This window comes from Chryseobacterium piscicola (assembly GCF_900156685.1).
GTDB classification, from domain to species: domain Bacteria; phylum Bacteroidota; class Bacteroidia; order Flavobacteriales; family Weeksellaceae; genus Chryseobacterium; species Chryseobacterium piscicola.
This window is the reverse complement of record NZ_FTOJ01000010.1, coordinates 15,122-27,448: the sequence shown is the minus strand read 5'-3', so window position 1 is coordinate 27,448 and position 12,327 is coordinate 15,122. Positions and strand designations below refer to the sequence as shown.

The window sequence follows — 12,327 nt, the reverse complement described above, 5'->3', positions numbered from 1 at the left end:
TTTATTTAAATTTCAAACACTATAACTTATGCCGCAAATTACGCATACAGATTACTATTCACATATCCTAGGAACAAGTCTTAAGGTAGAAATTACAGGTCATTTCGGCCACCCAATCATCATGTTTCCTACTTCGCAGGGGCAATACACTCAGAATCACGACTTTCATCTTAATGAAAGCATCAATTGGTTTATAGAACAAGGCAAAGTAAAACTTTATAACATCCAAACCATTGACGGGTGGAGTTTTTACGATAAAAATATACCACCACACCAAAGAATCAAAAATTACGAATTGTATGTGCAGTTTCTTTTGCAAGAATTTGTGCCTTATATTCAAAAAATTCATCAGACACATCGTGTTGCAGTTGCCGGAGCAAGTTTCGGTGGTTATCATGCAGCCAATTTCGCTTTCAGATTTCCAGATTTAGTTTCGCATCTTTTCTGTCTTTCTGGAGCTTTTAGTATCCGGAATTTTATGGATGGATATGATGGCGATCTTGTTTTTTTCAACTGTCCTAGAGAGTTTGTACGCTCTGATGAAGCATGGAAATACAAACACATGCACATCGTCCTTAGCACGTCAGACGAAGATATTTGTAAAGACAAAAATATTGAAATGGCCGAAATATTAAGTTCAAAAGGTATTAATTTTTGGTACGACGAACAAAAATGGATTAACCATGACTGGCCACTTTGGCGATTGGTTTTCCCAACATTTATAGGACGGTTTTTTCCTTAAAAACAATTTATCTAAAACAATATTAAACACATAAAAAAACTTTTATTATGGCAAAAAAAATAGGAATTCTTTTTGGTATGGAAGATACATTTCCTTGGGCATTCATTGATAAGGTAAACGAATTAGGCAAAGGAGAAATCGTTGCAGAACCCGTAATGATCGATAAACTTGAACAAGGCGTTGATTACGGATATGCTGTCATAATCGACAGAATTTCACAGGATGTTCCTTTTTACAGAGCGTATCTTAAAAACGCAGCCTTGAACGGAACGTATGTCATGAACAACCCTTTCTGGTGGAGTGCAGATGAAAAATTTTTCAATAATGCACTCATGTCAAAATTGGGCATTCCACTTCCTAAGACCGTTTTACTACCTTCACACGAAAGACCAAGCAATACTTCAGAAACTTCATTTAGAAATCTTAAATTTCCACATGATTGGGATTATATTTTTAATTATGTAGGATTTCCTGCGTATATGAAACCTCATGATGGCGGCGGTTGGAAAAGTGTTTACCGCGTAGAAAGCCCAGAAGATCTTTGGGAAAAATTATCAGAAACTGAGCAATTGGTAATGATGGTACAAGAAGAAATTGTTTTCGATGATTACTACAGAGTTTACTGTCTTGGTAAAAAGTACGTTCACATCATGCCTTACGAGCCAAGAAATGAACATCATTTAAGATATGCAACTACACATCAAACATCTGGTGCTAAGCTGAAAAAGCTTCTAAAAACCATTCACGACTACACCATCAAAATGAATGAAGCCTTGGGATACGATTTCAATACGGTAGAATTTGCAGTAAGAGACGGAATACCTTACGCTATTGACTTCTGTAATCCGGCACCAGACGCAGACAAAAACTCTGTTGGAGAAGAAAACTTTAAGTGGATTGTAGAAAATGCTGCAAAATTTGCGATTGAAAAAGCCAAAGAATATGTACCCGGAAAAGCAAATATATCTTGGGGAACTTTTGTAAAGGACTCTGCGAAATAATTAATTAATCCCCGAAAACACAAAGCATGCACACATTCACTATAGGAATTGAAGAGGAATACCAAATCATAGACGTAGAGAGCAGAGATCTTATTTCTCACGTTTCAAAAATCATTGAAGGAGGTAAAGCAGTTTTAAGCGAAAATTTAAAACACGAAATGCACGAATCTATGATTGAGATGGAAACAGGAATCTGCCAAAATATACAGCAAGCAAGAGAAGAACTTACAAGTTTGCGTAAACATCTTATTGCTACAGCACATGAGCAAGGACTTCGCGTATCGGGAGGAGGAACACATCCTTTTTCCAACTGGGAACACAACACCATTACCAACGGCGAACGTTACAATAAAATCGTAGACGATATGGGCGACGTGGCTAGGGGAAACCTCATCTTCGGACTGCACGTTCACATCGGGATTCCCAATCGTGAGGAAGGGGTGAGAATTCAGAACGTAATGCGCTATTTTCTACCTCACGTCTATGCTTTATCAACCAATTCCCCGTTTTGGATTGGTAGAAATACAGGATTTAAATCTTACAGACAGGAGATTTTTGTGAAATTTCCAAGAACTGGTATTCCGAGTTATTTCAATTCTCTTTCTGAGTTTGACAGCTATGTAGATCTTCTAGTGAAAACCGGAACGATTGACAACGCCAAAAAAATATGGTGGGATCTACGTGTGCACCCTTTTTACCCGACTATTGAGTTCAGAATCTGCGATATGCCGATGAGAATAGATGAAACCGTTTGCCTTGCTGCAATCATGCAGTGCTTGGTAGCAAAAATCTATAAACTACATCAGCAAAATTTAAGTTTCAGAAGCTACAGAAGATTATTGTTAAATGAAAATAAATGGCGTGCTTCCAAAGACGGAATAGATGCTCATTTAATTGATTTTGGAAAGGAGGAATCTGTACCTTACCGTGATCTTTTGAAAGAACTTTTGGAATTTATTGACGATGTTGTTGATGATTTAGGCTGTCGAAAAGAGGTAGAATATGCATGGACTATTATTGAAAACGGAACAGGTGCAGACCGACAACTTAAAGTACTTCAAGAGACGGGCGATCTAAAGAAAGTAGTTGATTACATGATTTCTGAGACAGAATTTGGCATCACACACAGCGAGGCTACTTTATAAAAAATTGATAACTTTGTTCAAATTATGAAGTTATGAGAGAGATTAGAATTGCGCTACTGGATATGAATAACAATAAGAAAAATCAGGGTTTTAAAAACATCCGTGAAATTTCTGAAAGTTTTAAAGCAAATTCTGAAGAACAAATAAGCATTACCACTTTTGACATAAGACACCTGAATGAGATGCCAAAATTGCAGGATTTTGATATTTTTATTTCATCTGGAGGACCAGGAAATCCTCATAGAGAAGGACATGAGTGGGAAGGAAAATTTGCCGACCTTCTAGACGAAGTTTTTAATCATAATAAAACTTCCGGAGACAAAAAATATATGTTTTTAATCTGTCATTCGTTTCAGATTGCAAGTATACATTGGAAACTTGGGAATATATGTGAAAGAAAATCTTACTCATTTGGTGTAATGCCAATTCATAAATCCGTAGATGGAGAGAATGATTTTTTACTTAAAAATTTACCCAACCCTTTCTATGCCGTAGACTCGCGAGCGTATCAATTCATAGAGCCGAATCAGCAGAAATTTGATGATTTAGGAATGAAAATAATGGCGCTTGAAAAGTTTCGTCCTCACATCAACCTCGAAAGAGCAGTAATGGCGATTCGTTTTTCAGAAGAAATTTTTGGCACTCAGTTTCATCCGGAAGCCAACCCTGAAGGAATGCTTGAGAACCTAAAAGATGAAGCGAACAAATTGGCAATGATTGAGAATTATGGCAAAGAAAAATATCTGGAAACGCTGGATAGGATGGATGATGACGATAAAATAAAATTGACTCAGGCACAAATTCTACCACGATTTCTGGAAGATGCTAAACAAAAAATTCTACAGCCGGAAACTGTTTAGAAATACAGCACAAATCGGGCAAAGCGCCCGATTTTTTAATTAAAAAAAACATCAAGGATGATTTCAAAATACAGACAAAAATTTAATTCAGAATTCTCTAATGAGAAATATTTAAAAATAAATTCTATTCTTACAGAAAAAAGCGGAATAAAAACAGGATTCAAGCTTTCAGAAAGCCCCATTTTCTTAACTAAAGATTTTAAAACTAAACTTACTGACGCCAGCGAAAGTATTTTAGACCAAATCATCGCCATGTCTCCGGAAGCCTTACAAAAAGCGATTCCAGATAATTGTAAAGTTCCGAATGATACTTTAAAACCTCATTTTTTTACCATCGATTTTGGAATTTGTAGAACTTCTCAAGACGAAATAGAACCTCAGCTAATCGAACTTCAGGCGTTTCCTTCTTTATACGCTTTTCAGAAGGTTTATGAAGATGCTTTTTGTGAAGTTTATCCTTTTTTAAGCGATTTAAAAAGCAAAATGAGTGATGAAGAATTTTTATTACAGATGAAAAATTTAATTCTAGGAGATGAAAATCCAGAGAATGTGATTTTGCTTGAAATCTATCCTGAAAGACAAAAAACGGAAGTTGACTTTAAACTTACAGAAAAGTTTTTAGGAATTAAAACCGTTTGTCTTACTAAAATTAAGAAAGAAGGCAAAAAACTTTTTTATGACAACGATGGTCAATACACAGAAATTAAAAGAATTTACAACCGAGTAATTTTTGATGAGCTAGACAAAATACCGGATCTGAAAACTGAATTTGACTTCAGAGAGGAGGTTGATGTGACTTGGGTAACGCATCCTAATTGGTTTTTTAAAATTTCCAAATATCTTTTGCCTTTACTAAAACATGAATTTGTTCCGAAAAGTTACTTTTTAAATGAATTCCCTAAAGAAGAAAATCTAAGTAATTTTGTTCTGAAACCACTTTTTTCTTTCGCAGGAAGTGGCGTAAACCTTTATCCTACAGCTGAGATTACAAATAAAATTGAAGATAAAGAGAATTATATTTTACAGAGAAAAGTAGAATACGCTCCCGTTTTTGAGGATATTAATGGTGAATTTTCTCGTGCAGAAATTAGGCTTTTATATATTTGGCAGGAAAAAGAAGAAAGACCTGTTTTGGTTCAATACCTTGTGCGAATGACAAAGGCAGAAATGGTCAACGTAGATTTTAATAAAAAAGATGCGATTTGGATTGGCAGTTCTCACGCTTTTTTTGATCAAGAATAATAAAAAACGGGCGAACCACTTGGATCGCCCGTCTTTTTTAACTTAAATTTTACTTTAAACTCCTTTATTTTCTTCAAGAAACTCTTTTGCCTGATATTCTTGTACCAAATCTATTGCATTAGAGATTGCATCGCTAAGTGCGGTAATAAAAGTACCGTCTTCGGCCATTCCCATGGCATGTTTCAGTGCCTCAATTTCTTTCGGAATCGTTTCATAGCTTACATCTCTACCAGAATCTTGCATTCCTTCGATAATTAAACCGTTAATCTCTTCCTCAGTTCTTCCACGAAGGTGTTTTTCATTGCGTATGATAATATGATCAAACATTCTTCCTGCAATTTTCCCGCAAAGTCTAATATCTTCATCACGGCGATCGCCAACACCAGAAATTATACCTATTTTCTTGGTAGATTCTACATTTTTAAGATAATCTTCAATTGCCTCATATCCGGATGGGTTGTGAGCAAAATCAATTAATACTTTAAAGTTTTTAAAATTAAAAACATTCAGTCTTCCTGGAGTAAGCTGTGCACTTGGAATAAATGTTCTAAGTGAATTTGAAATATCCTCAATCGCAAATCCGTAAAGATAACAAGCTAAACTTGCAGCAAGTACGTTTTCGATCATAAATTTAGCTTTGCCTTCCATTGTAATCGGGAAATCCTTGGCTTTACCAATTCTGATTTTCCAGTCGCCTTTTTTAATGGTTACAAAGCCTTCTTCATAGACGCAAGTGGTTTTACCTTCCTTCGCATATTTTTTTATGAAAGGATTGTTTTCATCCATGCTGAAGATGGCCACATTACTATCTAAATCGTTTATAATTCTCATTGAATACTCATCGTCAGCATTCATTACGCTCCATCCGTTCTTTTTCACGCTATCAAGAATCACACGTTTTACTTTTGTAAGATCTTTCAGATTGTGAATATCATTGATGCCTAAATGATCTTCTTTTATGTTGGTTAAAACGCCGATATCACAATTAGAAAAACCTAATCCTGATCTCAAAATTCCACCTCTTGCAGTTTCCAGAACGGCAAATTCTACGGTTGGATCTTTCAAAATAAATTCTGCAGAAATTGGCCCTGTAGTATCCCCTTTCGTCAACATCGTATTTTGAATATAAATTCCATCTGAAGTGGTAAATCCTACTCTATAGCCATTATTTTTTACGATATGAGAAATTAATCTCGTTGTCGTGGTTTTTCCGTTAGTTCCAGTTACCGCAATAATAGGAATGGTAAAAGGTTTTCCTGGTGGATAAAGCATATCAACCACCGGAGCGGCAACATTTCTTGGCAATCCCTCACTTGGTGCCAGGTGCATTCTGAATCCAGGAGCAGCATTTACTTCAATGATGGCAGCGCCACTTTCTTTCAAAGGCTGCGTAAGGTTTTCAGCCATAATATCGATTCCACAAACATCAAGACCGATGATTTTAGAAATCCTTTCTGCCATTGTGATATTTTCGGGATGCACCATATCGGTAACGTCGATAGATGTGCCACCAGTTGAAAGATTAGCAGTGGATTTTAGATAAACTACTTCTCCTTTTTGAGGAACTGTATCTAATGTATAGTGAAGTTTTTCTAAAAGTTCCGTTGTATCTTTGTCTATACTGATTTCAGTAAGTACATTTTCATGACCGTAACCCCTTCTCGGATCTTGATTTTCTTTATCAATAAGTTGCTGAAGGTTTAATTCTCCATCTCCAATAACGTGAGCGGGAACTCTTCTTGCTGCAGCAATCATTTTATTATTAATAACTAAAACTCTGAAATCATATCCAGTAATGTATTTTTCAACAATTACTTTTTTTGAATAGGTTTGGGCGTGTTCTAAACCAATTTTAGCCGACTCCCAATCATTTACATTAATAGAAGAGCCTTTACCATGATTTCCATCTAGTGGTTTTATTACTATAGGATAGCCTATTTTTCTTACTACCTCATCCAATCCTTCTTCATCTACGATCAATTCACCAATAGGCACCGGAATTGCGGCATCGTGAAGCATTCTTTTAGTGAGATCTTTATTGCAGGCAATGTCAACACCTATACAACTGGTATTTCCTGTAATTGTGGCCTGAAATCTCTGTTGATTAACCCCATATCCCAACTGAACCAAAGAATTAGTTCCCAATCTAATCCAAGGTATTTTTCTAGAAACTGCTTCTTCAACAATACTCCCTGTAGAAGGACCTAAACGTACTCTTTCTCTTATTTCTTTTAGCTTTTGGATACATGCAGCAATATCATATTCACTTCCTTCAACGAGAGCTTCTACTATTTTTACAGATTCTTCTGCTGCAAAAATCCCTGCATTTTCTTCTATATAATTAAAGACTACATTATAAACTCCAGGTGTTCGCGTTTCGCGCGTTCTACCAAATCCCACTTCCATCCCTGCAAGAGTTTGAATCTCCAGCGCAATATGTTCTATAACATGCCCCAGCCAAGTTCCCTCTTCAACTCTGTGAAAAAAACCGCCTTCTACACCTTCTGAACATCGATGAGAAAAGAGTGACGGAAGCAACTTCTCGATACGTTCTCTAAACCCATCAATCTTATTGGTAGGATAATTTTCCATTTCTTGGAGATCCAATCTCATCTGAATGAGCTTCTTTCTTCTTATGCTCCAGATGTTTGGACCTCTTAGCGCTTGTATTTTTTCAATGTTCATATAACAGTCTAGAATTAATTATCAATTTTCGTTGTACACTCAAAGATAATGCAAAACATTAAAAGAATGCAATAGCCAATTAAATATTTCTTAAAATCTACAATAAATCAATAAATAATCTCCAATGAAAAATCCTTTCGTTAAAATACAATTAACATTTTATTACCCCGCCGAAATTTTTTAATTTTGCTGACTATGAAACCTGTGGGAAAATTAATTATTATCGGAGGAGCTGTAAACAAAGGCAGCTTTACTGAAACCGACTACGACCAGAATGTAGAGAAAAATTTAAATTTTTTTGAAAGAGGAATTTTAAGAAAGATCATTACAGAATCTAAACACAAGGAAGATTCTGTGATTGAAGTCATAACAACGGCTTCACAAATTCCGAAGATTGTAGGGGCAGAATACAAAAAAGCCTTCGAATATCTGGGTGCAAAAAATGTAAACATTTTAGACATTTATAACCGTGAAGAAGCTAATTCTGATGCACTCGTGGCAAGAGCAAACGCTGCTGATGTAGTGATGTTTACTGGTGGTGATCAACTGAGACTTACATCAATTCTTGGTGGAACAAGATTTCATGATACTATTTTACTAAAATATCAGGAACAAGACTTTATATATTCCGGAACTTCCGCCGGAGCTGCTGCTGCATCTGAAAACATGATTTATCAGGGAAGCAGTTCTGAAGCTTTGCTGAAAGGTGAAATAAAAACAACTCAAGGTTTAGGTTTGATTGATAATGTAATTGTTGACACACACTTTGTGCAGAGAGGAAGAATCGGGAGGCTTTTTCAGGCTGTTGTGAACAATCCGAGAACTTTGGGAATTGGTTTAGGTGAAGATACTGGTCTTTTTATTCACAATGACGTGATGACAGCCGTTGGATCCGGACTTGTAATCTTGGTTGATGGAAGATTTATAAAAGATACCAATCTAACGAACATCAATCTCGGCGAGCCAATTTCTATAGAAAATCTTACTGTTCATGTAATGTCTATGAATGATCATTACAATCTTACAACAAAAGAAATGACGATAGAAAATTCTCAATTTAATCCTATTCCACTCACGTAAAAACAGGCATTGATCATTTATTATAATTATTTAAAATAAATGATATTTTATCAACCATCAATTATATTTTATGAAAATCATCATCCACGGTGGCTTTTTTTCTGAAAGTGACCAAAGCAAAGAAATGAAATTTGCCAAGCAGAATTCTTTAAAAAGCATTGCTGAAAAGGCTTATCAATATTTAGAAACCCATTCTGCGGTAGAAACTGTTGCATTCACTGTTTCGCTTTTGGAAGATGATAATTTGTATAATGCTGGTATTGGTTCACAAATTCAAAGTGATGGTATTATAAGAATGAGTGCTGCTTTAATGGATGGTGAAACTCAGAAAATGAGTGGGGTCATTAACATTCAGGATGTAAAAAACCCGATTTTGGTTGCAAAAGAATTAATGAAGGAAGACGACAGGGTTTTAGGCGGAAATGGTGCAAAAAACTATGCCACTGAACATAGTTTTGAAAATTTTTCAACAGAAATTCCTCAAAGAAGAGCTGAATATGAAGCCAAAATTAAAAATGGCGGAAAAGGAACTGTAGGCTGTGTTGCCATAGATAAATCTGGAAAATTGGCTGCTGCAACATCTACCGGTGGGAAAGGTTTTGAAATTCCGGGAAGAATTTCTGATTCTGCCACAGTTGCCGGAAATTATGCTAACGAATTTTGTGCTGTAAGTTGTACAGGAGTAGGTGAAGACATTGTAAGCAACGCAACCGCCACAAAGATAGTAACACGAGTGACTGATGGAATGAGTTTGCAACAAGCTTTCACGAAAACTTTTGCCGAACTAAAAGCAATAGATGGCTTTGCAGGAGCCATTGCAATTGATAAAGACGGAAATGTTTTTCATCAGGACTCTTATCCTAAGATGGTTTTTGCAAGCTATGACGGATCTATTTTTGATGTTTTTTTGTAGAAATTTATTTCCAAAAATAATTTCGGCTATTTTATTTTTTTTAATACTTTGATGCAAATAAATTGTAAATTAAAGTTTTTAAAAGTATAAAATTTCTTCGGCGTAAAAAATTTAACAAAACTTTAATGGTCAGACTAAATTCCTTGGCATAGAATTTACATATAGTTTTGTATCAATTAATTAAAATTAAAAAAAATAGAAATCATGGGAAACAAGACAAAAGGTTTATTAGCATTGATCGGTTTAGGAGCTTTGGCATTTTGGAAGTACAAAAAATCTACTCCTGAAGAGCAACAAGCAGTAAAAGACAAAATCAATAACGCAAAAGATAACTTAAACAAATGGGGCAGTGATTTGAAATCTAAAGCAAATGATGTTGCTTCACAAGCTCAAAATAAATTCGACGAAGCTAAGTCAACTGTTGAGCAGAAAGTGAATCAGAATTAAGAAGTTTAAATTCATATATACGGAGAAAGGTAAGCTGCAATAGCTTACCTTTTTTTCCCTTTTATTGCGTATACCATTGGTATTTTATTTCCAAACTTAGTGATTCGCCATTTCCCTTTCTCAAACTCTTCCAAATGCTTAAAACATGCATAAGGTGACCAATCAAACTCGCTAAAATTTTCTAAAGTCAGCTTTTCATCTATCAGACTTTGCAAAACATCAGACAAAGGATGGTTCCAAGAAACGTAATCTTGAACAATGTCTGCCGAAGTGTCTGCATACGTGCCTTCTGAGGTTTCTACAATAGGTTTTTCGTTAAAATAATTATAGGTTACACCTTCAAAATCATCATCATACATCCAAACCAAAGGATGAAATTCTGCCATTACAAATTCTCCTTCTTTTTTCAAAAAATGACTGACTACATTTGCCCATTGTTTCAAATCTGGCAACCAGCCAATTGTTCCATAACTCGTAAAAACGATGTCGAATTTTTCATTTAAAACATTAGGAAGATTGTATACATCTGTGCAGATAAATTCTGTATCAGTTCCGCATTTTTTTGCTAAATCTCTCGCTGTATCAACAGCTTTATCTGATAAATCAATTCCTGTAACTTTTGCACCCATTCTTGAAAGTGAAATAGAGTCTTGCCCAAAATGACATTGCAGATGGAGAACACTTTTTCCTTTTATGTCTCCCAACAAATCCAGTTCAATAGAATTAAGAGAGTTTCTTCCTTTTAAAAACTCATCCACGAAATAAAAATCTGATTCTAAATGAGGTTCTACCCTAGCATTCCACGAGTTTTTGTTGATGTCTAAATAATTTTCCATAGTGTATATTTTCTGTAAATATAATTTTTTTTGTTAAAATTTCAGCAAAATGCGGTATCCCGTAAAAAAATTCCAAAAAGCTGATGTACGTTTGCAAAGAAATAACAAAACACTGAAATATTATTGCAGTACAAAGTGTTAAAATTGCGACTTGCACTGGCTTCACATCACTATGGACATTAGAATTATCATCAGGATACACAATTTGGTACACATCCAGCAAACGGGAAGCCCGAAAAGTCTGGCTGAAAACCTCAAACTGTCTGAAAGAATGGTGTACCACTATCTTAACTACATGAAGCTTGAAATGAATGCGCCAATAGTGTATAATTTTAAAAAACAAAGCTATTGCTATACAGAGGATGCGGGGTTTTGCTTTGTGAGGAATTAAGTAGAAAAAAATAAAGTAATATTATGATACAAGAACTAAAAAAATTTTTGAACGAGGAACAAGATTCGAAAGCTGTAGAAAAAGTTTTGGAAAAAATTTCGGGATTACTAACTGCCGACGAAAAAGTAGAATATGTTGCAGTACAAAAAAAACCAGCAATTAACCTATCACCAGATTGCATTGCTTTAACAAACAAGAGAATAATATTTTGTAGACCAAAATCTTTCGGTCTTTCAATGGATTTTCAAGATTATGCATGGAAAGATGTTGCTGATTGTCATATCAAAGAAAATATTTTGGGTGCTACGTTTATGCTTCGTACAGTAAGAAATTACACAAACACTTTAGATTATTTACCTAAAAGTCAAGCTAGAAAACTTTATCAATTTGCTCAACAAAAAGAAGAGGACATGCTTGATTATAGAAGACAAAGAGATTTAGAAGATAAAAGAGCAATTGCTGGTGGAGGTATTACAGTAACTACCAATATTCCATCAACTCAAAAAGATTCAACTTCTGAAGAAAAAAAAGAAGACCCAATTGAAACTTTACAAAAACTAAAAACTTTATTAGACAACAATCTCATTCTTCAGGAAGAATTTGACAAAAAAAAGGCAGAGATATTATCAAGATTATAATATGAAAAATCTTATTATAGAATTACCTTTTTGTCATCGCAAACCCAATCGTTCTTTCTTTTGGAAGAATAAACAATTTCCTGTTTGCGCTAGGTGTACAGGTATTCATTTAGGATATCTCACTTTCCCTTTTTTTCTATTTAGTATTTTTTCGCTCAACATTTGGTGGACTTTACTATTAATAATACCAACCTATTTAGATGGAATTATACAATTGAAATACAATAAGGAAAGCAACAATTACAGAAGATTAATTACAGGAATAATGGCAGGTGTTGGATCCATGTCTCTTATCTCAATTCTCGGTAAAGCTATTGGAGATTTAATTTTAAACTATTTATAAAAAT

The 12,327-nt window shown here is 34.8% G+C and carries 13 protein-coding genes; 11 read left to right on the top strand and 2 right to left on the bottom strand.

All coding sequences use genetic code 11. The features are described from left to right. Nucleotides 1-28: 28 nt before the first annotated feature. Genes BW939_RS13640 through BW939_RS13620 form a run of 5 tightly spaced genes read left to right on the top strand, consistent with a single transcriptional unit; the run spans nucleotide 29 to nucleotide 4,990 of the window. Nucleotides 29-742 carry an alpha/beta hydrolase gene (locus BW939_RS13640; protein ID WP_076452576.1) on the top strand — a complete coding sequence of 238 codons (714 nt, stop codon included), beginning with the start codon at nucleotides 29-31 and terminating at the stop codon, nucleotides 740-742. Between the two features lie 47 nt (nucleotides 743-789). Then, nucleotides 790-1,743: an ATP-grasp domain-containing protein gene (locus tag BW939_RS13635; protein WP_076452575.1), complete on the top strand. Its 954-nt coding sequence runs from the start codon at nucleotides 790-792 to the stop codon at nucleotides 1,741-1,743. A 26-nt stretch (nucleotides 1,744-1,769) separates the two neighbouring features. Next, nucleotides 1,770-2,888 (top strand): carboxylate-amine ligase, encoded by a 1,119-nt coding sequence (locus BW939_RS13630; protein WP_076452574.1) that lies wholly within the window; start codon nucleotides 1,770-1,772, stop codon nucleotides 2,886-2,888. 32 nt (nucleotides 2,889-2,920) lie between these two features. After that, nucleotides 2,921-3,748 (top strand): type 1 glutamine amidotransferase, encoded by an 828-nt coding sequence (locus tag BW939_RS13625; RefSeq protein ID WP_076452573.1) that lies wholly within the window; start codon nucleotides 2,921-2,923, stop codon nucleotides 3,746-3,748. A gap of 57 nt (nucleotides 3,749-3,805) precedes the next feature. Continuing rightward, nucleotides 3,806-4,990 carry a hypothetical protein gene (locus BW939_RS13620; RefSeq protein ID WP_076452572.1) on the top strand — a complete coding sequence of 395 codons (1,185 nt, stop codon included), beginning with the start codon at nucleotides 3,806-3,808 and terminating at the stop codon, nucleotides 4,988-4,990. Nucleotides 4,991-5,044: 54 nt separating this feature from the next. Here the strand turns inward: BW939_RS13620 and cphA are convergent, their stop codons facing one another. Next, a complete protein-coding gene (gene cphA / locus BW939_RS13615) occupies nucleotides 5,045-7,675 on the bottom strand; it encodes a cyanophycin synthetase (RefSeq protein ID WP_076452571.1) in 2,631 nt (876 codons plus the stop codon). A gap of 195 nt (nucleotides 7,676-7,870) precedes the next feature. Here cphA and BW939_RS13610 point away from each other — a divergent pair, with 195 nt between their 5' ends. The 3 genes from BW939_RS13610 to BW939_RS13600 all read left to right on the top strand — a co-directional run bounded on the left by BW939_RS13610 (nucleotide 7,871) and on the right by BW939_RS13600 (nucleotide 10,115). Continuing rightward, entirely contained in the window at nucleotides 7,871-8,755 is an 885-nt protein-coding gene (locus BW939_RS13610) for a cyanophycinase (protein ID WP_076452570.1), read from the top strand. Nucleotides 8,756-8,825: 70 nt separating this feature from the next. Further along, nucleotides 8,826-9,668 carry an isoaspartyl peptidase/L-asparaginase gene (locus tag BW939_RS13605; protein ID WP_076452569.1) on the top strand — a complete coding sequence of 281 codons (843 nt, stop codon included), beginning with the start codon at nucleotides 8,826-8,828 and terminating at the stop codon, nucleotides 9,666-9,668. 204 nt (nucleotides 9,669-9,872) lie between these two features. Then, nucleotides 9,873-10,115: a YtxH domain-containing protein gene (locus BW939_RS13600; RefSeq protein WP_076452568.1), complete on the top strand. Its 243-nt coding sequence runs from the start codon at nucleotides 9,873-9,875 to the stop codon at nucleotides 10,113-10,115. 44 nt (nucleotides 10,116-10,159) lie between these two features. Here BW939_RS13600 and BW939_RS13595 read toward each other — a convergent pair whose 3' ends face one another. Beyond that, on the bottom strand, nucleotides 10,160-10,951 hold the full coding sequence (locus tag BW939_RS13595; RefSeq protein WP_076452567.1) for a class I SAM-dependent methyltransferase: 792 nt from the start codon (nucleotides 10,949-10,951) through the stop codon (nucleotides 10,160-10,162). Between the two features lie 172 nt (nucleotides 10,952-11,123). Between BW939_RS13595 and BW939_RS13590 the strand changes: the two genes are divergently transcribed. Genes BW939_RS13590 through BW939_RS13580 form a run of 3 tightly spaced genes read left to right on the top strand, consistent with a single transcriptional unit; the run spans nucleotide 11,124 to nucleotide 12,323 of the window. Then, complete coding sequence (locus BW939_RS13590) at nucleotides 11,124-11,342, top strand: hypothetical protein (RefSeq protein ID WP_076452566.1); 219 nt, start codon at nucleotides 11,124-11,126, stop codon at nucleotides 11,340-11,342. Between the two features lie 23 nt (nucleotides 11,343-11,365). Next, complete coding sequence (locus tag BW939_RS13585; protein WP_076452565.1) at nucleotides 11,366-11,980, top strand: PH domain-containing protein; 615 nt, start codon at nucleotides 11,366-11,368, stop codon at nucleotides 11,978-11,980. A gap of 1 nt (nucleotide 11,981) precedes the next feature. Next, complete coding sequence (locus BW939_RS13580; protein ID WP_076452564.1) at nucleotides 11,982-12,323, top strand: DUF2085 domain-containing protein; 342 nt, start codon at nucleotides 11,982-11,984, stop codon at nucleotides 12,321-12,323. The last annotated feature ends 4 nt before the right edge of the window (nucleotides 12,324-12,327 follow it).

Bases quoted from the DNA above. Each gene is read 5' to 3' on its own strand.
- BW939_RS13640 (WP_076452576.1), top strand. From the start codon at position 29: ATGCCGCAAATTACGCATACAGATTACTATTCACATATCCTAGGAACA.
- BW939_RS13630 (WP_076452574.1), top strand. From the start codon at position 1,770: ATGCACACATTCACTATAGGAATTGAAGAGGAATACCAAATCATAGAC.
- BW939_RS13580 (WP_076452564.1), top strand. From the start codon at position 11,982: ATGAAAAATCTTATTATAGAATTACCTTTTTGTCATCGCAAACCCAAT.
- BW939_RS13590 (WP_076452566.1), top strand. From the start codon at position 11,124: ATGGACATTAGAATTATCATCAGGATACACAATTTGGTACACATCCAG.
- cphA (WP_076452571.1), bottom strand. From the start codon at position 7,675: ATGAACATTGAAAAAATACAAGCGCTAAGAGGTCCAAACATCTGGAGC.
- BW939_RS13635 (WP_076452575.1), top strand. From the start codon at position 790: ATGGCAAAAAAAATAGGAATTCTTTTTGGTATGGAAGATACATTTCCT.
- BW939_RS13585 (WP_076452565.1), top strand. From the start codon at position 11,366: ATGATACAAGAACTAAAAAAATTTTTGAACGAGGAACAAGATTCGAAA.
- BW939_RS13595 (WP_076452567.1), bottom strand. From the start codon at position 10,951: ATGGAAAATTATTTAGACATCAACAAAAACTCGTGGAATGCTAGGGTA.
- BW939_RS13625 (WP_076452573.1), top strand. From the start codon at position 2,921: ATGAGAGAGATTAGAATTGCGCTACTGGATATGAATAACAATAAGAAA.
- BW939_RS13610 (WP_076452570.1), top strand. From the start codon at position 7,871: ATGAAACCTGTGGGAAAATTAATTATTATCGGAGGAGCTGTAAACAAA.
- BW939_RS13605 (WP_076452569.1), top strand. From the start codon at position 8,826: ATGAAAATCATCATCCACGGTGGCTTTTTTTCTGAAAGTGACCAAAGC.
- BW939_RS13620 (WP_076452572.1), top strand. From the start codon at position 3,806: ATGATTTCAAAATACAGACAAAAATTTAATTCAGAATTCTCTAATGAG.
- BW939_RS13600 (WP_076452568.1), top strand. From the start codon at position 9,873: ATGGGAAACAAGACAAAAGGTTTATTAGCATTGATCGGTTTAGGAGCT.